The 22195-nt window shown below is 69.4% G+C and carries 26 protein-coding genes and 2 pseudogenes; 5 read left to right on the forward strand and 23 right to left on the reverse strand.

Going from position 1 to position 22195, the window contains the following annotated elements; genetic code table 11:
* Nucleotides 1-484: 484 nt before the first annotated feature.
* The 8 genes from IPG72_07125 to IPG72_07160 all read right to left on the reverse strand — a co-directional run bounded on the left by IPG72_07125 (nt 485) and on the right by IPG72_07160 (nt 6680).
* Entirely contained in the window at nt 485-688 is a 204-nt protein-coding gene (locus IPG72_07125; GenBank protein MBK6768768.1) for a hypothetical protein, read from the reverse strand.
* A gap of 141 nt (nt 689-829) precedes the next feature.
* Nucleotides 830-1393, reverse strand: coding sequence for a hypothetical protein (locus tag IPG72_07130; GenBank protein MBK6768769.1), 564 nt, complete (start codon nt 1391-1393; stop codon nt 830-832).
* A gap of 164 nt (nt 1394-1557) precedes the next feature.
* A protein-coding gene (locus tag IPG72_07135) for an IS3 family transposase (protein MBK6768770.1) occupies nt 1558-2726 on the reverse strand; the annotation gives its coding sequence in 2 pieces (ribosomal slippage) (nt 1558-2475 and nt 2478-2726; 1167 coding nt in all).
* Between the two features lie 359 nt (nt 2727-3085).
* Nucleotides 3086-3328 (reverse strand): hypothetical protein, encoded by a 243-nt coding sequence (locus IPG72_07140; protein ID MBK6768771.1) that lies wholly within the window; start codon nt 3326-3328, stop codon nt 3086-3088.
* Nucleotides 3329-3800: 472 nt separating this feature from the next.
* Nucleotides 3801-4094 (reverse strand): DUF4332 domain-containing protein, encoded by a 294-nt coding sequence (locus IPG72_07145; protein ID MBK6768772.1) that lies wholly within the window; start codon nt 4092-4094, stop codon nt 3801-3803.
* 160 nt (nt 4095-4254) lie between these two features.
* Nucleotides 4255-5082: a hypothetical protein gene (locus tag IPG72_07150; GenBank protein ID MBK6768773.1), complete on the reverse strand. Its 828-nt coding sequence runs from the start codon at nt 5080-5082 to the stop codon at nt 4255-4257.
* 340 nt (nt 5083-5422) lie between these two features.
* Nucleotides 5423-6256 carry an aminotransferase class I/II-fold pyridoxal phosphate-dependent enzyme gene (locus IPG72_07155; GenBank protein MBK6768774.1) on the reverse strand — a complete coding sequence of 278 codons (834 nt, stop codon included), beginning with the start codon at nt 6254-6256 and terminating at the stop codon, nt 5423-5425.
* Nucleotides 6246-6680: a hypothetical protein gene (locus IPG72_07160; GenBank protein MBK6768775.1), complete on the reverse strand. Its 435-nt coding sequence runs from the start codon at nt 6678-6680 to the stop codon at nt 6246-6248. Before IPG72_07160 ends, IPG72_07155 begins: the two co-directional genes overlap by 11 nt.
* 147 nt (nt 6681-6827) lie before the next feature.
* Between IPG72_07160 and fahA the strand changes: the two are divergent.
* Nucleotides 6828-8060 (forward strand): annotated as a pseudogene (gene fahA, locus IPG72_07165) (fumarylacetoacetase).
* A gap of 102 nt (nt 8061-8162) precedes the next feature.
* Here fahA and IPG72_07170 read toward each other — a convergent pair.
* Nucleotides 8163-8810 carry a YigZ family protein gene (locus IPG72_07170; GenBank protein ID MBK6768776.1) on the reverse strand — a complete coding sequence of 216 codons (648 nt, stop codon included), beginning with the start codon at nt 8808-8810 and terminating at the stop codon, nt 8163-8165.
* A gap of 9 nt (nt 8811-8819) precedes the next feature.
* Between IPG72_07170 and IPG72_07175 the strand changes: the two genes are divergently transcribed.
* From IPG72_07175 to IPG72_07185, 3 genes are all read left to right on the forward strand, one after another.
* A complete protein-coding gene (locus tag IPG72_07175; GenBank protein ID MBK6768777.1) occupies nt 8820-9749 on the forward strand; it encodes an alpha/beta hydrolase in 930 nt (309 codons plus the stop codon).
* 305 nt (nt 9750-10054) lie between these two features.
* Nucleotides 10055-11602 (forward strand): hypothetical protein, encoded by a 1548-nt coding sequence (locus tag IPG72_07180; protein ID MBK6768778.1) that lies wholly within the window; start codon nt 10055-10057, stop codon nt 11600-11602.
* Nucleotides 11603-11704: 102 nt separating this feature from the next.
* Nucleotides 11705-11884, forward strand: a complete 180-nt coding sequence (locus IPG72_07185; GenBank protein ID MBK6768779.1) for a hypothetical protein — start codon at nt 11705-11707, stop codon at nt 11882-11884.
* A 406-nt stretch (nt 11885-12290) separates the two neighbouring features.
* Here the strand turns inward: IPG72_07185 and IPG72_07190 are convergent, their stop codons facing one another.
* The 13 genes and pseudogenes from IPG72_07190 to IPG72_07250 form a co-directional block, all read right to left on the reverse strand.
* Complete coding sequence (locus IPG72_07190; protein ID MBK6768780.1) at nt 12291-12554, reverse strand: hypothetical protein; 264 nt, start codon at nt 12552-12554, stop codon at nt 12291-12293.
* A gap of 70 nt (nt 12555-12624) precedes the next feature.
* A complete protein-coding gene (locus tag IPG72_07195; protein MBK6768781.1) occupies nt 12625-13224 on the reverse strand; it encodes an META domain-containing protein in 600 nt (199 codons plus the stop codon).
* 159 nt (nt 13225-13383) lie between these two features.
* Nucleotides 13384-13977 carry a lamin tail domain-containing protein gene (locus IPG72_07200; protein MBK6768782.1) on the reverse strand — a complete coding sequence of 198 codons (594 nt, stop codon included), beginning with the start codon at nt 13975-13977 and terminating at the stop codon, nt 13384-13386.
* Nucleotides 13974-14258, reverse strand: a complete 285-nt coding sequence (locus IPG72_07205) for a hypothetical protein (protein MBK6768783.1) — start codon at nt 14256-14258, stop codon at nt 13974-13976. The genes IPG72_07200 and IPG72_07205 overlap by 4 nt, the downstream gene beginning before the upstream one ends.
* Entirely contained in the window at nt 14255-14800 is a 546-nt protein-coding gene (locus IPG72_07210; GenBank protein ID MBK6768784.1) for a CotH kinase family protein, read from the reverse strand. The genes IPG72_07205 and IPG72_07210 overlap by 4 nt, the downstream gene beginning before the upstream one ends.
* A gap of 79 nt (nt 14801-14879) precedes the next feature.
* Nucleotides 14880-15293: a hypothetical protein gene (locus IPG72_07215; GenBank protein MBK6768785.1), complete on the reverse strand. Its 414-nt coding sequence runs from the start codon at nt 15291-15293 to the stop codon at nt 14880-14882.
* A 236-nt stretch (nt 15294-15529) separates the two neighbouring features.
* Complete coding sequence (locus tag IPG72_07220) at nt 15530-15718, reverse strand: hypothetical protein (protein MBK6768786.1); 189 nt, start codon at nt 15716-15718, stop codon at nt 15530-15532.
* A gap of 95 nt (nt 15719-15813) precedes the next feature.
* Entirely contained in the window at nt 15814-16239 is a 426-nt protein-coding gene (locus IPG72_07225) for a hypothetical protein (GenBank protein MBK6768787.1), read from the reverse strand.
* A 136-nt stretch (nt 16240-16375) separates the two neighbouring features.
* Complete coding sequence (locus IPG72_07230; GenBank protein ID MBK6768788.1) at nt 16376-16873, reverse strand: hypothetical protein; 498 nt, start codon at nt 16871-16873, stop codon at nt 16376-16378.
* A gap of 603 nt (nt 16874-17476) precedes the next feature.
* Complete coding sequence (locus tag IPG72_07235) at nt 17477-17935, reverse strand: alanine--glyoxylate aminotransferase family protein (protein MBK6768789.1); 459 nt, start codon at nt 17933-17935, stop codon at nt 17477-17479.
* Entirely contained in the window at nt 17899-18048 is a 150-nt protein-coding gene (locus IPG72_07240) for a hypothetical protein (protein ID MBK6768790.1), read from the reverse strand. Before IPG72_07240 ends, IPG72_07235 begins: the two co-directional genes overlap by 37 nt.
* 44 nt (nt 18049-18092) lie before the next feature.
* Nucleotides 18093-19358 (reverse strand): annotated as a pseudogene (locus tag IPG72_07245) (tyrosine--tRNA ligase).
* Complete coding sequence (locus tag IPG72_07250; GenBank protein MBK6768791.1) at nt 19355-19912, reverse strand: ferritin; 558 nt, start codon at nt 19910-19912, stop codon at nt 19355-19357. Before IPG72_07250 ends, IPG72_07245 begins: the two are co-directional and overlap by 4 nt.
* A 196-nt stretch (nt 19913-20108) precedes the next feature.
* On the opposite strand from IPG72_07250, the gene IPG72_07255 reads away from it, so the two are divergent.
* On the forward strand, nt 20109-20462 hold the full coding sequence (locus IPG72_07255; protein MBK6768792.1) for an HIT domain-containing protein: 354 nt from the start codon (nt 20109-20111) through the stop codon (nt 20460-20462).
* Nucleotides 20463-20496: 34 nt separating this feature from the next.
* Here the strand turns inward: IPG72_07255 and IPG72_07260 are convergent, their stop codons facing one another.
* Nucleotides 20497-22185, reverse strand: coding sequence for a carboxypeptidase (locus tag IPG72_07260; GenBank protein ID MBK6768793.1), 1689 nt, complete (start codon nt 22183-22185; stop codon nt 20497-20499).
* Nucleotides 22186-22195 lie beyond the last annotated feature (10 nt).

Raw genomic sequence — 22195 nt, forward strand, 5'->3', positions numbered from 1 at the left:
ACTTATCCCGACGGTAATCATCAACAATAGTAGCTTTAACAGTTGCTTTCCAGACCGAACTTCTGACATCATTCCGAGAGCCATGCTCAACAAGATATACACCATAAGCACGATCGTCGCCCTGCGAGAGTACTGGATTGCTTGCAGAGCCGCAGGGTCCACGCGGGCCGCAGCAATCCATGCAATGACGTTAAGAACGCCGCCCAGCGTCAGGGCGCACCATTGCCAAGCGGAGCGACTCAATTCACGCACCTAGTACCTCTCCGCCATGAATCGTGAGCGTAGAAGCGGTGAAGCCTGGCGCGGGAGTCGTGGACGGTGAAACGCCATTGGATGGTGGCATGGTCGCGGCTGCGACGCTCTCCTGCCAAGGGGTGATGCCGGCTGCAAGGGCGTCGATCGTCGGGTAGTGCTCGTCGACCAGATTCCGCATTCGTGCGGCGAAGTCGACCTTGGCGCGTGTCGAACTGGGAACCACATCGCGTCAGCCGACCGCGGACTCGACCGTGACCAGCAGGTAGTCGGTACCGCATTGAACGTACTCGTAGTCCTGGCATTCGGGCTGGTCGGGTTTGGCAGGCAGAGGCGCGTGGACCTCGCCGAGCAACTGCACCGGGCACTCGTCGAAGCACACCACCGGCTCGGCCGGGTCGCAAGGTTGCCGATGCAGCTCCAACAGGCTCTCCATGCGCGCCAGGAACTCCGGATCGCATTCGCCGCTGTACCACTGATTGGTCGGCCACGGCTTGACCTTCTGTTTTTGAGAACCCGATGCACTACCTACGCCTAACCAGCAGGAGTGAAATCGTCGCAAATAGTGCAATCACACCTAAGATTGCCAAAGCTCCTTTGGGGGTCGAGTCCGTTCGGCGATGGTCATTGAGGGCGATTCGATCTCTTCACGGCTATAGTAGCCCGACTCCGATAGCCAGACAGCAGGATGGCCTGTGAGATACCCTGCCAGTGCCTCAGTATCAGCTGTCACGCGTATCAGGCCATCAACGCTAATCGTTCCCGTGATTTCATTACTTTCGATGTCAGAACGCAACACATCAGGGTCGATGGTGGTCAACTCCATCCTCTGATCGTCATCGATCAGGCGCACACGAAAGATCCGCCACGCGTCCCGATAGGGGAAGTAGGCCACGACGCCATCACCAATTTCGACACCTCGAAACTGGCCCATCGTTGTACTACTGACGACATCGGTTACAGTGGCAACATTCCCATCAGCGCTGATTTCGATCGGTGATGTAACTGTATGGGTCACTTCCTCTGGAATCCAGGTACCAACAAATGCACTGGGATCTACTTCTCCCGACGGATCGCCGGGAGGGACGCTGAAGGTGACCCCGCAACCAGCAGCACTGACAAGCAATAGACCCAAGATCACTGCAACAACGGCGCTCCCATGGGATGTGCGTCCACTAGCCAATGGTCTCGGCTCTGAGTCTATTGGTTCCTTCACATTAGGGCTCCCTCTTGAAGCGTCCTAGGGGGACGGGGTGGCGGTTGTGGAGTTCCCCCGCTTTCGCGGACTGCGGATAATTGGGGATCTCACGCTGCCACCGCAGCGTCGGCCCGCCGTTCGAAGTTGACCGGCGACAACTGGCCAAGCGCCGAGTGGCGTCGATGCGGATTGTACCAAGCCTCGATGTAGTCGAAGAGAGCGATGCGGGCGTCAGCGTGGCTTCGAAAGGTCGAACGGTCGATCAGTTCGCACTCGAGCGACGCGAAGAAGCTCTCGGCCATGGCGTTGTCGTAGCAGTCGCCGACGCTGCCCATCGACACGCGGATGCCGAAGGCATCGCATCGGCTGCCAAAGGCCAGAGAGGTGTACTGGGAGCCGTGGTCGGAGTGATGGATCACACCGCTTGCCTCGCGCTGCGTGGCGGCCATCGTCAGCGCGTCCATCACCAGCTCCTGGCGCATGTGCGTTGCCATGGACCAGCCGACGACTTTGCGGCTCCAAGCGTCGATGACCACCGCCAGATAGAGGAAGCCCGCCCAGGTGGGCACGTACGTGATGTCGGCTACCCAAAGGCGGTTCGGCCCATCCGCGCCGAAGTCGCGCCGGACCAGGTCGGCAGCGGCCGGTTCAGTGCCGTGACGCGTCGTCACGGTGCCCTTGCGCCGGCTGACACCTTGCAGACCAGCGCCGCGCATCAACCGAGCCACGCGCTTGCGACCGATGCGCCACTGCTGGTCCATGAGGTCCTCGTGGATCCTCGGCGCACCGTACGTGCCTCGCGAGGCGGAGTGCAGCACCTTGATCTCCTCAGTCAGCACCGTGTCCTCCTGTGCCCGCTTGGAGGGGATCCGACCTCGCGCGGCATAGTAGCCGCTGGACGAGACTCCTGCCGCTTGGCAGAGAACGGCCGTCGGGTAGTCGTCCTGGTTCGCCGTCACGAAGGCGTACGCCGCTTGGGTGTCCCTTCGTCCGTGCGTCCGGCAAACCAGGTGACGGTCACTTTTCCCAGGATTTCGAGCTCCTGCTGCAGCCGGCGATTGTCCCGACGAAGCTGGCGCAGCTCCTCGCGCTCCGCTGTGGTCAGCCCGTCCCCGTGCCGGCCCTCATCCCGATCGGCCTGCGCTACCCAGTTCCGGATCGTCTGTGCTGTCGGCTCGAAGTCTCGACCAAGAGACTCAGCTGATCGCCCCGCTCGGGCCATCTCGATCAGCCGCTGCCGGTACTCCGCTGGGTACGTCTTGCGCCCTCTTGCCATCGTGGCCACCTCCTGGCTCCCAAACTGTGAGGTGTCCGCGAAGACGGGTCAACTCCACGAGCGCCTCGGGGGCCATCCAGACTTCTGAGGCGTGCACCTCGATCGGACCAGCTGTCGAGACAATCGTCGCGTCAGGCCCAGTCGTGCCTTGTCGGCCGAGAACAACATGGGTGGTGCCCTCCGGGCTGACGACATGGGCCTCGATTGTCATGCGCTTGCGTTGCCCGCCGCCTGCAGGTAACTGCCGTCGGGCGCGATCAGAGCAAGATGGGAGGGGCCGGAGCGGCACAGGCGCCGCAAGCTCACGACGCAGGACGTCGTCGGACGGATCGAGAATCGGCTGCTCGATGCCTTCACCCTCAAGGCGAACGCCGCCCTTCGTAGGCGCGCCAGGGGTTCCCGGAGAAGCGGAACAGTTGTGGCTGCCACGGGAATGTCGGCAAGGGCGCGGGCGCTGGCCGAGGCGTGGCCGGACGCTCAATCGCACGACGGAACGTTGGCTCGGGCGTTGCTTCGACCAGCTCCGGAATATCCTCGACCACATCGGCAGCGATGTCTTCCTTGGCAGAGAGTAGTTGGCGGATGCGTGCGACGATCTTCATGTGCTTTCAGTCTATCAGGTGCACCAGCCACGTCTCAAGGGGTAATTTTAAGGATTCGGCCCCGTTGTCTTGGCCCAAGCCAAGGCCCTGCCGCAGGCGGGCCGCAGGCGCAGGGCCTATGCCGCCACCGGAGAGGGGAACGGGGAGAGGAGGTGGCGGCTTTGCGAGCGAGATTGACGAGCGAGCCCATCCAACTCGGATCCGCCAATGGCGGATGCCTGTGCGCCGTCGGGAGTGAGCCGACGCGAAGCGGCGGTGAACGTCGAGCGAAGCGAGCCCGACTACCCGCCGCGCCAGCGCCCAGACAGCGGCCATCAGGCCAGCTGTCGGGGGCGCAACCCGCCGAGTCGCCCATCGGGCGGCGAGGGAACGGGGCATGGTATTCCCGTAGTAATGGAGAAATTTCCAACGCTAAGGGAACCCCGGGTAGCGCTGTCGAGGGCAGACTGCGTGGGCCGCGTGCCGTGGTCGATCAGCCCCCAGAAGCGTACGCCCGGGCCTCTTCGATCCAGGGCGCGACGTCCGGCGGAACACCGTTGTCCCGCGTGACCGCCGCGGCCAGTGCCTGCGCATCCGACGTCGCCAGCCCGGCGAACGTCGTGATCCCGGCCTCGGCCAGGAGCCGGGCGTACACGGGGCCGATCCCCTTGATCCGCTTGAGGTCGTCGCTGCGCGGCTTGCCGGCAGCCTTGCCGGCGACTTTGGCCGCGCGGTCGGGCGGCGCGCCGTTCGACGCAGTGACAGGCTTGACGGCGGGTGCGACCACTGTCGCTGCGTTCGCCTCGACCCTCCCTTCGACATCCGGTTCGACAGCCGGCTCGACGACCGTTGCGGCCGGCGCTGCAACAACCGGCTCGACGCCGCGTGTGCCCGCCGCCCCGCCCGGCTTCTGGGCGCCCCGTTCGGTCAGCTGCCGAATCCGTGCGTCACGCTTGGCAAGCTCGCGCCTGCAGCGCGGCCTTCTCCTCCTCGACGAGGGCCATGTCGTGCTTGTAGGCGGCCAGCAGCTTGGCGTTCGCGGCCTTCTCGGCCGCCGTCGGGTCGACGGCGGCCACCGGTGCGGCGATCGGGCGCCGCGCGAGCTCGGCCTGCGCTTCCAGGAGGGCAGTCTCGAGCTGGGCGATCTGGCGGTTGCGCTCGGCAAACCGCGGCGTGAGCTCCTCGACGGATCGGCTGAGTTCGCCGCTGCGCTTGCGGACGTTGCCGAGCTCCTCGCGCACGCTCGCCATCTCCTTCTGGAGCTGGACGATGCGCTGCTCGCGCTCCTGCGCCTTGCCCTCGGCCGCCCGCGCCGCGGCCTGCGCCTGCTCGACGACGACGCGCAGGTCGACCGCCGGCGCATCGTCCGCGGCCGTCCGCTCCGCACCGCCCAGCGACGCGACGCGCTCGAGCAGCAGCGCCACCCGCGTGTCCCGCTCCTGCAACTCGGTCTTGCGGTCGGCGATCGACCGATCCCGTCGCTCGACCTCCGCTTGGTGTGCCGCGACGAGCGCCTTGCGTGCCTGACCCGCCGCCTCGAGCTCCCGCCGGGCCGCCGCCAGCTCGTTGGCCAGGCGCTTCGCCTCGGCGCGGTGACCGCCGTCGGCGGCGGCCTGCGCGGCGACGGCGGGGCGGGGACCATCCAGCGCCCGCTGACGCGACGGTGAGACGGCCGTCTGGCGGCGGCGCGGCGTCGAGAGCATCAGGGCGATCGTGAAGCCGATGATCCCGCCGATGATCAGCGGGAGGATGGCGCTGCCGAGGCCGTTGTTCATATCGATCATGCTCCGGTACGGGTGGATACGGGGTTCCGCGTGCGCCGGCCGATGGGCGACGCCGGATGTGCCTGCAGATGTGGTGGCCCGAGGGCCGAAGGCGGCACGGCGTCGCATGGCGACCGACCGGGCCGTTCGAGCAGGCGATTCGGGGGACGGGACAGTTTACGGGGCGGCGCGGGAAGCGTCAACGAATGGAGGCAAGCCGGCGCCGCGATCCGGGCGGCGATGGCCGGCCGCACTTCGTGTAGTCAGTGGCTATTGCGGCCGGCCGTGATGTCCGCAAGCGATCAGATGACCGTCGCCACAGAATCGGTCAACCGGGCAAGCGTCGCTTCGATCACGTCCAGTCCGCGTTCGATGTTCGCCATCGAGGTGGTGTAGGCGAGGCGAAGATGTCCGTGACCGGCGACCCCGAACGCCGTGCCGGGGCTGCAGAGAACGCCGTCGGCCAGGATCGCCATGGCAATGTCCTCGCAGCCGAGCCCTCCGACCCCTCCGACCCCTCCGATGTCCACCTTGGGGAGACATAGAATGCCCCCTCCGGCTTGTGGCACGACACGCCGGGCATGGCGTTCAGGCGCCGGACCATCACGTCCCGCCGGGCGCGGAACGCGGCGACCATCTGGTTGGGGTAGTCCGAAGCATGCTCGAGCGCCACGAGCACGGCGCGCTGCATGGCATCGTTGCTGCAGGCGGTGACGTAGTACTGGAGCTTCATGATCAGCTGCATCGCTTCGGTGTGGGGCGAAAGGACATAGCCGATCCGCCAGCCCGTCATCGCGAACGTCTTGCTGAAGCTGTTGACCATCAGCACCTTGTCATAATCTGGAGTCAGGAAGCTCACGTGCGGCCTGTCGTAGATGATCCGGTCGTACACCTCGTCCGAGATGATCCAGAGGTCGTGGCGGCGGGCGAACTCGATCAGCTCGTCGCGCTGGGCGATCGTGAGCGTCGCCCCGGTCGGGTTGGAGGGGAAGTTGACGACGATCGCCCGCGTGCGCGCGTCCACGAGCGCTTCGAGCGTTTCGATCTGCGGGACGAACTCGTGCGCGAAGTCGCAAGCGTAGGCACGTTCGAAGCCGCCGAAGATCGTGGCATGCGGGCCGTACAGCGGAAGCCGGGGTCGGGCACGAGGACATTGTCGCCCGGATCGACGAGGATCATCGCGCAGTCAGGAGCGCGTTCGTGCCGGACATCGTGATGCAGACGTTGCTGCTGTCGAGGCCCGAACGGTAGGCGGCCCACGACGCGGCGATCGCCTCGCGCAGGGGCGGATAGCCGGCCTGCGTCGTGTACTTGTTGTACCCGTCGACCATCGCCTTGTGGAAAGCCTCGATGGCCACCGCCGGCGGCTGGAAGTCCGGCTCGCCGAGGCCGAACTGCAGCGTCTCGGCGGTGGCAAGGTCGAACATCTTGCGGATGCCGGTCGGGCCGATCGCCAGCGAGCGTGCGCTGAAGTCGGGGGAGCGGCGAGAGGAGGGGCGGGCATCGGCGACCTCGTGTGCAGTCGATTGCGGGTGCCGGATGGGGCGCCCGTCGGTCGGAGCGATCTTGGCGGCTGCGGAAAGCCTACCGCCCGCGTTCGCGGGCGTCAATGGCGGCGCGCTCCGTTCGGTCGACGCATGCACGGCCCGAGCCTCGCCATGACATCCGACGCCCAGCGCGTGTACCATCGCCGGCCACCCGATGGCGGCACAGCCTTGATGCCTTCGCCATCCGAGGACCACGAGCAAGGAAGCGTCATGCCCATCGATCCGAACCTCAGGTCGTTCGTGCCCACGGATGCGGCCGGGCACTTTCCGTTGCAGAACCTGCCGTACGGCGCGTTCCGTCCCGCGCCCGGCGCACCCGTCCGGATCGGCGTTGCGATCGGCGACCGCGTGCTCGACCTCGCCGCGGTGGCGGATGCCGGCGTGCTCGAGGGGCCGGCGGCGGCGATGCGGGCATTCCACGCGCCGACGATCAACGCGTTCCTCAGCCTGGGACCCCACGGCTGGGCGGACACGCGCGGCCGGATCGCGGCGCTGCTCACCGAGGGCAACGCCGGATGGCTCGACGACGCCCGCCTCGCCGCCCCGCCGTTGCACGACCGCGCCGCCGTCGAGTTGTCCCTGCCGGTGGACATCGGCGACTACACCGACTTCTACGCCTCCCGCCAGCACGCGACGAACGTCGGGACGATGTTCCGCGGCGCCGAGAACGCGCTGCTGCCGAACTGGCGCTGGGTGCCGATCGGCTATCACGGCCGCGCGAGCTCGATCGTCGTCAGCGGGAGCGCGGTGCGGCGCCCGTCGGGGCAGCGCAAGGCGCCCGACGCCGACGCGCCGACGTTCGGGCCGACGCGGCAACTGGATTTCGAGCTCGAGCTCGGCTACATCGTCGGCGTCGGCAACCCGCTCGGCGCGCCGGTCGCGGTGGCCGAGGCGCCCGGCCACATCTTCGGGTGCGTCCTCGTGAACGACTGGAGCGCGCGGGACATCCAGGCCTGGGAGTACGTGCCGCTCGGCCCGTTCCTGTCGAAGAACTTCGCGACCTCGATCTCACCGTGGATCGTGCCGCTGGACGCCCTTCTGCCCTTCCGGGTGCCCGCGCCGCCGCAGGACCCCGCGCCGCTGGACTACCTGGCGCGCCGCGGCGACTGGGCGCTGGACATCGCGCTCGATGTGGCGCTCGCAACGGCCGCCGGACGGGCGAGCGGGCGCGCCGCGCACCGGATCGCGCGCACGAACGCGTCGACGCTGTACTGGGACATCGCCCAGCAGCTGGCCCATCACACCGTCACGGGCTGCAACCTGCGGCCGGGCGACCTGCTGGCGACCGGGACGATCAGCGGGGACGCGGCGGACAGCCGCGGGTCGATGCTGGAGCTGTCGTGGCGGGGGCAGGAGCCGGTGGACGTCGGCGGCGGCGAGCAGCGGGCGTTTCTGGAGGACGGCGACGAGGTGGTGATGACCGGTTCATGCGAGGGCATGGGGTGCGGCTGGGGTTCGGGGAGGTGCGGGGACGATCGCAACGGGTTAGGACCGCGCCCCGATGCGCGTCGAATCCTCGGTACGGGCACTTCGGTACAGGCAATCCTACAGACCGACGGTCGCGGTCGCAGGACGTCGATCACCCCATCCCCTGAGCTGCACGGCTCCGGCCGTCGCCTCGGACACGGCCACCGCGACATCCGCGACGCGTCTTCGTCGACCACCACCGTGATCCCGACATCCGCCCCGAACTCCCTCCCCGACGTCCCCGCCGGCGCCGGTGCCGACGCGCCGCACGACATCGAACAACGCATAGGTCGTCCGACCGACGAGCCGGACGCGGTCGATCTTGCGCGTCCGGGGGCACTCGGCCAGGACGGCCTGGGCGGCATCCGTGTAGGCGCGGACGAGGCCACCGGTGCCGAGCTTCGTGCCGCCGAAGTGGCGGATGACGACGACGGCGACGTCGCCGAGGCCGCTGCCGTTCACGACGGCGAGGATCGGGCGGCCGGCCGTGCCGGAGGGCTCGCCGTCGTCGCTCGAGCCGTGGTGACGGTGGCGCCGTGGCCGACGGCGAAGGCGAAGCAGTGGTGTGGCGTCGGGGTAGAGCCGGCGGAGGTCGGCGACGAGGGCGCGGGCCTCTTCGACGGAGGCGACGCGGTCGGCGACGGCGATGAACGTCGAGTTGCCGGCGCGGGTCGTGGCCTGGGTGCGGGCTGCGGGGACGAGGGTAGGCGGACATGACAGCGGCATAATACACGCATGCCGGTCCTCTCCTTGCCGAGCCTCGACCTCTACCACGAGCTTCACGGCCCGCCCGACGCGCCGCCGCTCGTGCTCCTCCACGGCGCAACCGAGACGTTCCGGGTCAGCTGGAAGCGGCTGATCGCGCCGCTGTCCGCACGCTACCGGGTGATCGGCGTCGATCTGCGGGACACGGGCAGTCGACGAACCCGGCCGGCGCGCTGGATCTGCGCCAGATGGCGGACGACGTGGCGAACGGACTCGACGCGCTCGGTGTGCCGGACGGCCCACATCTGCGGCTTCTCGGGCGGCGCGTCGACGACGCTCTTCTTCGGCCTGCGGCATCCACACCGCGCCCGGTCGCTCGTGCTGATCAGCAACAACTTCGCGCGCGACGAGGCGCGGCTGAAGGGCGACTTCTGGTCGCCGGACGCGATCCGGCAGCGGGACGCGCTGTGGTTGAAGGGCATGGCCGCGTGGCACGCCGTGCCGGCCGAAACGCTCCTCGGCTGGTGGGAGGCGGAGGACCAGCTTCGGCCGGACTTCACGCCGGCCGAGCTTGCGGCGTTACAGATGCCGGTGCTCGTCGTCGGCGGCGACCGCGATCCGGTGGTGCCGCTCGATCAGACGATCCGGCTCTTCCAGGCGCTGCCGAACGGGCAGCTGGCCATCCTGCCCGGCGTCGGCCACGGCGCGCCACACCGGGCAGCCGATTGGCTCGACGCGCTGCTCGGGAACTTCATCGACGGCGTCGAAGCCAAACGAACCCCGAGGGGGAATCGAAGTGACGAATCCGACCACGGCGATCCTTCAGACGGACGGTACATCCATCGGCCCGTCGTTCGCGGCGCTCCTCGAACGGATCCGGCGCCTGAACGACGTCGGCAAGGCGGCCGGGCTGATGGGCTGGGACCGCGACGTGAACATGCCGGCCGCGGCATCCGGTGACCGCGCGCACCAGATGGCGACGCTGGCGCAGATCGGCCATGAGTTGCTCGTGGACGAGCGGGTGGGCGACTGGCTGGGCGAGGCCGAGGGCGAGGCGCAGCGGTGGGGCGCAGCGAGCAACGCCGGCGACGGGCGCGCCGACACGTCGGCCGAGGGGACACCGCGGTCGACTGGTTCGCAGGCCGTTTCCGACCGAACAGCGGTCATCGCTCTCCTGCGCGAGTTCCGACGCCAGCGGGACGACGCGATCAAGCTGCCGGGCGAGTTCGTCGCGCGGCGGGCGCGGCTCAGCGGGGCGGCTTACCGTGCCTGGGTGGACGCGCGCGCGGCGTCGGACTGGCCGGCCTTCCGGCCGCACCTGCAGCACACGATCGACCTGGCGCGCGAGCAGGCCGAGCTCTACGGCTACACGACCGAACCGTACGACGCGCTCCTCGACCGCTACGAGCGCGGATGACGTCGGCCGCCGTCGAGCGGCTGTTCGACGCGGCCACCGCGGCTCTGCTGCCGCTGCGCGAGGCGATCGTGCGCGACGGCCGGCCGGTGAGTGCGGCAGTGCTGCACCAGGCCTATCCGGTGGAAGCGCAACAGGCGTTCGCCCGCCACATCGCCCCCTCGTCGGCTACGACTTCAGCCGCGGCCACTTCGGTACGACGGTTCACCCGTTCGCCTCGAGCTTCTCGCAGTCCGACTGCCGGATCACGACGCGCTGGAACCCGGCGTTCATCAGCCCGTCGCTCTTCGGTACCCTCCACGAGTGCGGGCACGCGATCTACGAGCAGCACACGTCGCCGGTCCTGGCGCGCACGCCGCTGGCGCGTGGGACGTCGTCGGGGATCCACGAGTCACAGTCGCGGATGATCGAGAACATCGTCGGCCGGAGCCAGGGGTTCTGGCGGGCGCACTTCGGCGCGCTGCAGTCGCACTTCCCGTCCCAGCTGGCGAACACGACCGCGGACGAGTTCTGGCGGGCGGTGAACCACGTCGGTCCGTCCTTCATCCGCGTCGAAGCGGACGAACGGACCCATAACCTCCACATCATCCTGCGCTTCGGCCTCGAGCGCGCGCTGATCGGCGGCACGCTGGCCGTGGCCGACGCGCGGGACGCCTGGAACGCGGCGATGGAGGACCTGCTGGACATGACCCCGCCGGACGACGCGCACGGCATTCTCCAGGACGTTCACTGGTCCAGCCCGATGTTCGGCTACTTCCCGACGTACGCCCTTCGGGAACCTGCATGCCGCCCAGCTGTACGAGGCGGCGACGGCGGCCGATCCGGCCGTGGCGGAGGGTTCGAACGACGGCAACGTCTCGCCGCTGCTGGCGTGGCTGCACACGAACGTCCACCGGTACGGCAAGGTCTACCCGCCGGCGGAGCTGATCGTGCGGGCTACCGGACGGGCGCTCGACGAGGGGGCGTTCGTGCGGTATGCGGATGCGAAGTTCGGGGACGTGTATGGTCTTGGGTAGCGGGGCGGCCGGCGCACGCGACGATCGTGCGTGGCGGTGCTATCCTGCCGCCAGGCGATCCGCCAACGGGGCAGCCGTCCCCCACAACGCACCAACAGGAGGGATCCAACATTGAACGCGCACACCGAGCTCCCACCGCCCGCGGCCGCACCACCACCTCGCTGCTCGTCCTGCTCGCCCTGGTTCGCCGCGTCGGCATGTCGGCCCCCGTCCGGATGGGACCGAAACCCCGGACCGTTGTCAGGGCGCAGAGCGCCACACCGACGCCTTGGCGGCCCCATCAGCCTCGTCGCTTGATATCGCCAGGGTTCCGCGACCCAGCCCATGGGCGGCGCATCGGCGAGCCCTCGCCAATCGGGTCCGTAACGCCTCCGGCGAGATGAACGAACCGGCCGTCGCCGGGGTGACGATCCGCCTGAAGAACAGCGCGGGTACGATCCTCCGCCAGCAGCCGACGAACAGCTACGGGATCTTCGACCTGTACGATGCGAACGTCGCCCTCGACGAGAAAGCACGAACTCGACGTCGCGCTCGACGGGACGGGCTGGGGTCCCCGCTGCGCACAGCCCGGCACGGAGCAGTCCACGGTCTACAGCAGCCCGGTCGGAATCGAGTCGCCGGGCGACTATCCCGAAGAGATGCGGATCACGATCGGCGTGAACTGAGGCCGATCGGCGTGAACAGAGGCTGATCTGAGGTCCCGTTGCCGCCGCGGCTGTCCAGCGGACAGCCGCGGCGGCTGGGGACCGCTGGGCGATCACGCCGAGCAGCAACCGAGACGTCGGCCGTTCAGGACTGCGGCCCGCGAGTCCCTCCGCCACCTCCCGCCCAAACCGATCCACCGCCTCCCAATCCGTGAACTCGTACTCCCGCGACGTGTCCGTCGGCCCGCCGCTGCGCCTGCTGATCACCTTCATGATCCACCGCGTGACGATCCCGTAGTGCCGAAACCGGAGCGCGCCGCCGAACTTCGCCGTCCAGCGCGGCGCCCAGCCCGTGGCCTGCAGGAACGTGGCGACGTACGCGCGGCCTGGACCTGCCACTCGGGACTCGATTCAGGATTCCCACCGTTCACCGAGACGAACGCCGTCGGGCGGGCTTGGAGCGCGGGAGGTTTCGGGTCACGAAGTCGCGGATGTAGTCCTGGTACTTCCCGACCAGGATGGACGCCCCCACCACCACAGCGCCGTAGTCCTCCACCACGACGCTCGCCGGGACGCTGTCGCCCTTGAACACGTTCACCTCGTGCCCAAGGGCTTCCAGCGCCTGCGCGATCCGACGGATCACCGCCTCGGTCTGCCCGTAGTTCGAGCCGTACACGGCCAGGATCTTCACCGTCGGTTCCGTCGGTCTCCGTCCGTTCCCGTCGATCAGCGTTGAGTCGATCAGCGTCGATCAGCGTCGATCAGCGCGCCGAGAAGTTCATCGTGGTCGTGCCGTCCGCCATCCCAAGCACAAGCGCCGTCTCGTCGACCTGCCACGTGGCCACCTGCCCGAGTTGTTCGACGAAGGCATCCGCGCGCGACTCCGCGCCGCACTCGTCCGTCGTCGTGACCTTCACGTGCACCGACATCGTGCCTGTTTCATCGGCGTCGTAGGTGCCGGCGGCTTCCTTGCAGTCCGCCACGACCGCGAGCGCACCGGCCGCGAACGTGAGCGTGTACTGTGCGGGATCGGGCGACTTCGTGGCCGATCCATCCGTGGCCACCGTGCCCTGCCACTGCCAGACGCGCGCCGTCAGGCGGTCCTTCATCATGTCCTGGGCGGCCGCGCCCGCGTCGCCGGCCATCGACACGACGGTGCCGCCGGCATCGGCGGCCATGGCGCCGGCCGTCGAGGCGGCGTCGCCGATTTCGGCGCCCGTCGTCTCGAGCGCCGGCGCCACCGAGGCCACCCGCGCATCGGCCGTGGCGCCGGCTTCCTGCATCGTGTCGGCGGACGGTTGGCAGGCGCCGAGCAGCAGGGCCATACCGGTAAGGGTCAAGAGACGGTGGGTGTGCTTCATTGATCTCACTCCTCGTGGCTCAATCCGAATGCCGGCATGCACGGCGGGGCGGCGTGCCGGTCGGAAGGACGGCGCCGCGCGCGCACCTCCCATGAACAGGCAGCGTAGCGCACGATCGCAAACGCGGCCAACATGCTGGGCCCGCGCAGCCCTGGCCCGTCATCGCCCGCCCCACGGCAGGGAAGGCCCGTGTCGGGACGGCCATCGCTCCTGAGCATGCGTTCGCCCGGCCGGGCGTGGGCCGTCCGCACAAGTCCCACGCGTCCGCGCCGTCCGTCCTCCGGCCGAGGCTGATGTCCGTCGGACGACGCCCGTGTCGACGGAGTCGACGATCGACGTCGCATCGGACAGCACGACGCTGTCGCCGTCCTTGTCCAGACGGAACGGCGCGTGGTCCGGACCCTGCGAGCCGTCGCCGTCGCACCAGATGACCGCGTGCTCGCGCGGCTGGAGGACCCGCGCCGGCAGCCGGAACGCGAACGGGTCATACGGATCGTCGGACAGCGTGTAGGCGGACAGGTCGATGGGCGCCGTGCCGCGGTTGTAGAGCTCGACCCAGTCCTCGTACTCGCCGGCATCGTCGACGACGATCGACGTGTTGGACGGCATGACCTCGTTGACCACCAGCGCCCCCGCCTCGCCGCGCGGCAGGTCGACGCCCGTGACGTCGTAGCGGTAGGGCGCCGTCTGGTTCGCCGCCGGGAAGAACGTGGCCCGTCCGTCGGCGGTCGCGGTCCGGAACGCGTACGTCACGCTGCGGCCGGCCCGCTCCGCGGGCAGCGTCGCGGTCCATGTGGCGTCCGCACCGCCCGACCCGCCCCCGCCCTGGCCATCGCCACCCGCAAGCCGGCCCCGCCTCGCACGCGGTAGCGGACCTCGACGCCGACCGGCGCGTCCGCACCGGCGAACGTGGCCGACACCGTCACCGCATCGGCCGCGGTCGGCATGGCGGGCGTGGTCGAATGGTCCGCCAAGTGCTGATCCGGCGACGCCAGCGCGGGCAGGCCGCTCAGGTACGTTTGGCGGGTGCTCACGAGCGCGAGGAGGCCCGGCTTCGTGCCGCCGCCGAAGCCGCCCGAGCCCCCTGGACGTCGTCGCGCAGGTTCGCCTCGAACTGGGCCAATGAGTACGCGCCGGAGATGTTGCCCTGCGAGGCGACCTCGTCGGCCGCGGCCTGGCGCACGAGATCCTGATACGACTGTCCGACCTCCTCGAGCCACGACCGTTGGAAGACGGAGTCGCGCAGCGCACGGTAGTGGGCGATGTAGTCCGCCTTGAAGGACGGCACGGCCAGGAGTCGCCGGATCAGTGGACGGTTCGCGTCCGTGGCCTGCGCGAACGGATCGGCGATCGCCGGGTCGCTCGGCGCGCCGCCCCCGCCGCCTCCGCCGCCGCCCGGCCTTCCGCCGCCCACCTGCAGTCCGAACAGCCCGAACGAGAGGCCGAGGTCCCACGGCACGACGTCCCAGCGCGCGTCCCGCTCGCCGCGGTAGAGGTAGTAGTTCTTGCCGACGTAGTAGCTGTCGAAGTTCGTGATGATGTTGTTGCCCGCCAGGTACCACAGCGCTGTCCACATCCAGAGCGTCGTTGATCTTCGCCTCGAAGTCGGCGTCCGCGATCCCGCCCATGCCGGCCCGGCGCCGCGAGGGCGCGGATCATCTCCCACAGTTCCTCATACCCCCGCGTCCCCCGTCCGCCGCCTTGCCCACCACCTCGTAACCCGCCTTGTACGGCGGCGCCTCGCCCTGCCACGTGGGCGGCGACGAGTTGAAGGCGATGCGATGGGCGAAATCGCCCTTCACGATCATCCCGTCGTCCTCGTCGTACCAGTGGTTCGCCCACTCGCTGTTCACCTGCTCGCACCATCGCGTACGGGCCGACGACCTTGCCCTGCACACGCTCACGCGCGCAGACGCGAAGCGGCTGACCGGCATGTACTCGCCGAGCGGCTTCAGCGCCCCAGCGCCTCGCGCAGTTAGGTCGGATCGTTCCGGTTGTTGTTCCAGGTTGGTGACGTCGATGCCCCAGATGTCCTGCCCGGGCAGAAACGCATCCGTGGTGATGTTCAACGGCTTCTTCGTGCCCGACGCGTTCAGCGTCGGGGCGCCTACGGGTACTCGCTGTCCTTCCGACCGCCACCCGTCCACCACGGGCTCCGCCGGCACGTTTGTCCCGCGGCACGTTCGACGCCCCGCCGCCCGGTCCGCCCGTGCCCGGCGCCGGTCGCAGCCAGAACGCCAGCCGGTTCGCGCCCGCAAGCGTCAGCTGCACGTCGCGCACGGCCATGTCCGTGTAGAGCTCGGGCTCAGGCGCGCCGTCCTGGGCGATGGCGCCGGCGACCGCCAATGGGGGGCGTCGGCGCCCGCCGCAGCGCAGGCAGACGGCCGCCACCGTCCGGACCGGCCGCCGACACGTCCGCCGTCCCGGCGGCATGCACAGCGACCGACAGCCCGAGGGCGACGACGGCGGAGAAAAGGCGGTGGGTGGTCGGCATCATTGTGCTCCTGATCGGGGTCGGGGCGCGAAGGGTGGCGGCGACATGGGCACGGACGGGATAGGTCAGGACAGGATGGGTCAAGCCGAGATGGGTCAGGACGGGATGGGGGGACAGCAACGACACCGTCCTGCAACCCGCGGGCGGCCGGAAGTGATACGCACGGCCGCGACGGACTGATCGGTCGGCCGCCACCTGACCTGCCAACCACCTTGCCCCCGCCTCGCCGTCCGCCCTACGTCAACAACCCCTCCACCCGCCGTCCCCGCAGCGCCTCTACCACCCCCGTCCACCGCCTCGACGCTCACGTTCGCTTGCGCCTCGGCCGTGCTTCCGCCCAGGTGCGGCGTGTGGAGGACGTTCAGCAGCCCGAGGAGCGGATGATCCGCGGGCGGCGGTTCGACTGAGTACACGTCGACGGCGGCGGCGCGCAGCCAGCCGGAGCGCCCCGCCTCGGCCAGCGCCCGCTCGTCGACGAGTCCGCCGCAGGCGCCGTTGATCAGGACGGCCGAGGGCCGCATGCGCGCCAGCGCCGCGGCGTCGATCGTGTGCCGCGACTACTCCGTCAGCGCCGCGTGGAGCTGACCGCATCGCTCTCGGCCAGCAGCGTCGGCAGGTCGACGCGGCGCGCGCCGCCCTGGGTCGCCCGATCGTCGGTCAGGCCCGGGCTGGAGGCGATGACCTCCATATCGAACGCCCTGCGCCCGCCACGTCGAAAACCGCGCCACGCGCCCGAAGCCGATGAGGCCGGGCGTCTTGCCGGCAAGCTCCGTCCCGCCGAAGTCCGCCCGGCGCCACTCGCCTGCGCCGAGCGAAGCGTGCGCCGGCGCGATGTGCCCGCACGAGCGCGAGGAGGAGCGCGAACGCCATCTCGGCCGTCGCCACACTGTTCGCGCCGGGCGTGTTCAGGACGTGGATGCCGCACGCCTTCGCCGCTGCGACGTCGATGTTATCCACACCCGCGCCCGCGCGGGCGACGACCGCCAGGCGCGGCCGGCCGGCATCGAGCACGCGCGGTCCACCTGTGTGGCGCTCCGGACGATCAGCGCGTCGCCAGCCGCCGATCGTCGCCAGGAGCACGTCGCGGCCCAAGCCGCTCGGCGCGTCGACAGCGACGCCAGCGGCAGACAGGCGGGCGGGGCCCGCGGGGCTGATGGGGTCGGCGACGAGGACGCGCCGGTGCGAAGGTCGCTCGTCATGTCGGGGTCGCTCGTCATGTCAGGGCGCCTGCCCGAGGCCGTCCTGCGCCAGGTAGTCGTCCAGCGCCACGAGCAGCACGTCGATGTCCGGCACATCGAGGCTCGCCCATGGCCGATCCGCCACGTGATGTTCTTCAGCGTGCCGTAGCCGTTGCCCAGAATCATGTTCCGCGTGCGCAGGAAGCGGTTCAGCGCCCCGATGTCCCAACCGTACGTGTTGTCGATGCAGCTGACGGTCGGGGATTCGTGACCCGGCTCGGCGCGCAGCGTGAAGTCCCGATCCCGTGCCCACTCGATCGTCCGATCCCGCATCCGCATGTGGCGGGCAAAGCGGTTCGCCAAGCCCTCAGCCGGGATCGGTCGAGCTGGACGTCGAAGCGCCCAAAGGGCAGGATCGCCGGCGTCGCCGGCGTCTGGTACTTTTCGAGCGAGGCAAAGGAGCGTCAGGAAGTCGAAGTAGTAGCCGCGGTTCGGCACGGACTTCGCCCGCGCCACAGCCCGCTCGCTCACGCTGCAAAACGACAGGCCCGGCGGCAGAGCGACGCCTTCTGGCTGCTTGTCAGGACGACGTCGAGGTCCCAGCCGTCGGGCCGGATGTCCACCCCGACACGCCGCTCACCGCATCGACCAGGATGACGATGTCGTCCCCGCCCGGCAGCGCGCGCACCGCCCAGGCGATGTCCGCCAGCGGGTTCAGCACGCCCGCGCTCGTCTCGTTGTGGACGATCGCGAGCGCATCGAACGAGCCGCCGGCGAGCGCGGCAACGACCGCGTCCGCCTTGATCGCCCGTCCCGGCTCGGCCGAGAGGACCTCGACCTCCTTGCCGTTCAATGCCGAGACCTCCGCCCAGCGCTCGCTGAACGCGCCGTTCACGCAGTGCAGGACGCGGGAGCGGACGCAGTTCCGGCTGGCACCTTCCCACAGCCCCGTCCCCGAGCTTGCGCTGATCAGGACCGGCTGGTCGGTCTGGAAGACGGCCTTCAGCTGGGCTCGATCCGCTCGACGAGATCGGCGCATTCCGGCATCCGGTGGCCGTACATCCAGCGTGCCTGCGCGTCCAGGACGTCCGGATGCACCTCGACCGGACCGGGAATGAAGAGCTTGAGGTGCTCGGCTGGGCGATCCGCCATGGTCAGGAGGCTCCTTGGTGGCGAGCGGTGGCTCGGTGCGGGCGTTACGTCGCGGACGGCCGGACGAGCGCGTGCCGCTTCTTGCCGCGCGCGAGCCGGATCGTGCCGTCCGCGCCGACGTCGCCCAGCGTCACGGCCGTCATCGCGTCCGCCACGACGACGCCGTTCACCACCGCGCCGCGCTCGGCGATCACGCGGCGGGCATCGCTGCCGCTCTCGGCGAGGCCGGCGCGGACGAGGAGCTGGAAGGCCGGAACACCCGCCAAGAGGTCGGCACGCGGGATCTCGATCTCCGGCAGGCCGGCGCCCGTGCCGCCGCCGGCGAATACGGCGCTCGCCGTCGCGGCGGCATCGCGGGCGGCACCCTCGCCGTGCAGGAGCGCGGTCGCCTCGTTCGCCAGCACGACCTTGGCGTCGTTCAGCGCCTGCCCATCGCGCGGCGCCACGGCGTCGATCTCGGCCGTCGGCAGTTCGGTGAAGATCCGGAGCAGCTGGCCGACCTGCGCGTCATCGCAGTTCCGCCAGTATTGCCAGTAGTCGTAGGGCGAGAGCATGTCGGCCGCGAGCCAGACGGCGCCCGATTCCGTCTTGCCCATCTTCTTGCCATCGGCGGTGAGCAGGAGCGGGACGTCAGGCCCTGCAGCTCGGCGCCGCGCATCCGGCGGGCGAGGTCGACGCCCATCGTGATGTTGCCCCACTGGTCCGATCCGCCCATCTGCAACGCGCATCCGTGCCGATCGAACAGCTCGACGAAGTCATATGCCTGGACGACGGCGTAGTTGAACTCCAGGAAGCTGAGCGCCTGCTCGCGGTCCAGCCGGCTGCGGATGCTCTCCAGCGCGAGCAAGCGGTTCACCGTGAAGTGCCGCCCGACATCGCGCAGGAAGTCGATGTAGCCCAGTGCGCCGGAGCCACTCGCCGTTGTCCAGAATCAGCGCGCCGTTCGGTCCGTCGACGTCCAGCAGTCGCTCGAACGTCCCGCGGATCCGATCGCGGTTCGCTTGAATCGCCGCCGCATCCAGCACCGGCCGCATCTCGTCCTTGCCGGACGGATCGCCGATCCGCGTCGTCCCGCCGCCCAGGAGCGCGATCGGGCGGTGGCCGGCCTGCTGCAGCCGCCGCAGCTGCATGATGTTCACGAGATTGCCCACATGCAGGCTCGGCGCGGTGAGGTCGAAGCCGATGTAGGCCGTCTGCGGGCCGCGCAACAGCGCCTCGTCGAGCGCGGCGAGGTCCGTGCACTGGTGGATCAAACCGCGCTCGGCGATGGTGCGAAGGAATGGGCTCGCCGGCGACCCAGCCTCGCTCACGGCGCCGGTTCCGCCGCCGCCTGCGGCCGGCGGGCGACGTAGTCTTCGACCGCCAGCAGGTTGCCCTCGCCGGCGCGCTCGACGGTTGCCAGCAGCTCGCCGATCGAGGCGACCTCCTCGAGCTGCTCGGCGACGAACCACTGCAGGAACTGCTGCGCGATGAAGTTCCGCTCGTCGAGCGCGGTGCCCATGAGGTCGTTGATGTGGCCGGTGACGGCGTGCTCCCACGCCAGCGCCGCGTTCACCGCATCCTCCGCCGAGGCGAAGGCGTGGCGCGCCGCCGGGATCGCCGGGATCGCCACCTCGCCGCCCGAGTCGTTCACGAAGTGCACGAACTTCATCGCGTGCATCTTCTCTTCGTCGGCCTGGCGATAGAAGAAGTCCGCCAGCTGCGGCAGGCTGGAACGATCGAAGTAGCTGGCGATGCTGACGTACTCGAGAGAAGCACCGAACTCGCGTCCGATCTGGGCGTTCAGCGCGGCCTCGAGCGTGCCGCTGATCAGCTTCCGCTCGCGCGGCTTCGCGCGTCCGTCGCCACCGGTCGATTTGGCCATTGTCGTCGACTCCGTGCGGATGTTTCGTGGGCGGTTGAGTTCAACCGACGGCCCGATCCAGGGCCAATCTTTCCCCACCCGCCGCCGCGCCGCGCTACACTGCCGCCGTCCGCCACGCCCGAACTCGATCCGCCTCGAACCGAACCGATCTGCCACGACGCGACCCGATCCGTCCACCGCAAGCGAGGGACAGCCCATGGCCACCATCTTCGAGAAGATCATCGCCGGCGAGATTCCGGCTGAAATCCTCCACCACGATGATCTCGTGACCGCCTTCCGCGACATCACCCCGCGCGCGCCGACGCACATCGTCATCGTCCCGAACCGCGCGATCCCGACCGTGAACGACGCGACCGCGGATGACGAACCGGCGCTCGGGCGGATGTTCACCGTCGCGCGCACGCTGGCCGCGCGCGACGGGATCGCCGAGGGCGGCTACCGCCTGATCGTGAACTGCAACAAGGACGGCGGGCAGGAGGTGTTCCACGTGCACATGCACTTGGTGGGGGGGCGGGCGCTCGGCCCGATGTTGGGGCGGGAGACGGCTTGATCGCGGGGCGGGCGCGCGGCTGTTGCCCAACCCCTCATCCCAACCGCACATCCCCCCGAAGGGTCCCGGCCCGCGCCCCGTGCGCGGTGATCGACAGCGTCGCCCCCGCCGGCGCCCGTACGAGCCACTCCGCCTTGCCGCGGTGATCCGTGGCGCCGTTCGAGAACCAGCCGCCGGCCATCTTGCTGGCGCGACCCTCGAGGTGGCCGACCTCGACGGCCGGCGGCCCGCCGACGAGCGTGGCGCCGTCGCCGAGGTGCAGTTCGAGTCGCACCGGGCGGGCGGTGCCGACCTTGCGCGCCTGCTGGCTGGCGGACGTCGCCAGGAAGCCGGTGTTGTCGACGACGGCGACGATCCGCCAGACGTCGTCGCCGAGCGCAGTCGCCTCCAGGGCGCGCCAGGCGAGGCGCGGGGCGAGGTCGGCGAAGGCGAGGGCGAAGGCGGCCTGCGGAGCGATCTCGGCCTCCAGGAGGTGGGGCGGCGGGTTGCGCCACGTGAGGAAGCCGTTCGCGCCGCCGACTTCGACCGGGCCGAGCTGCGGGTGGTCGAACGGCGTCCAGGTGTGCAGCTGGTCCGGCGCGTTCGCCGCGAGCCAGTCGAAGATCTTCACGTCGTCGGCCGTCGGGTGGAAGCGCATCCATTCGATGAACCGCTTCTCCTTGTTCTTCTCTTCGATCCCGGCCGCCGTCGGCAGGTCCCAGAGCTCGACGGTGAAGGCGAAGACGCCGCGGTCGCTGTAGAGCCAATCGTCGAACACGCCGCTGATCACCTCTTTGGGGTGGTAGCGGAAGTGGTGGTAGACGCTGACGTTCGGGTAGCCGGTCAGGTCGGTCCCCCGCTGGCCGATGGCCTCGTACGTGAACTTGTCGGCCGTGTCCATCTCGTCGTCGGGCTTCATCGAGAACGGGCGCAGGATCGCGCGGCTGTAGGTGTGGTAGGTCAGCGCGCCGAAGACGTTGTCGTGCGCGGCGAAGAACCGGAGCACGGCCTGCGCCTCGGGCTCGGAACCGGGGTAGTCGCCCGCGCCGTACTGCTGGCCCTCGGGCCGCCATCCGCCGGCAAAGTTCCGGTTCAGGTCGAGGCTCTGCTCGGGCCGGGCAAGCTTGATCACGTGGCCGTCGTAGTTGTGAATCGTTCCTTCCGGCAACACGCGATAGTATGTCCCGCCGTGCTCGTCCGGTGCGCGCTTGACCATGCAGCGCGGGTCGTGATCGGACGCCTTCCAGTCGCCGTTCGGGTCTTGGATCCGCATCTGCAGGATCCGCCCGTTGCCGTCGATGTCCTCGGCATGCAGGCCGTCCTGCTTGTCCTGGTAGGGGTAGCGCCGCGTGCTGCTGCGCACGTGGCGCGGCGAAGCAGACAGCGCCAGCGCCGCGCCGTCCGGATTCAGGCGGGGCACAATGTACAGCGCGCCGGTGTCCAGGATGCGACGAATCGCTTCGTCGCCGGCGTCGTGGCGCGTCAGCACGCTGTGGATCACGTAGAGCGCGGCCATCGACGCCGTCACCTCCGTGGCGTGGATGTTCGCGTCGATCCACAGCGCCGGCTTGTCCGTGTCCGGCCCGGTCGCCGTGTTCGTGAGGACGATGAGCTCGATCTCGCGCCCCTCGTGCGACAGCCCGAGCACGTCGCGCCGGGCGAGCGTCGGATGGGCCGCGACGAGCTCGGCCAGCTGCGCCGACAGGTCGTCGTTGTCGTAGTAGGTGTCGAAGCGGGCGGGCATCGGCGGCTCC

Origin of the sequence: Candidatus Avedoeria danica (assembly GCA_016703025.1) — a bacterium.
Classification (GTDB): Bacteria; Chloroflexota; Anaerolineae; order Epilineales; family Epilineaceae; genus Avedoeria; species Avedoeria danica.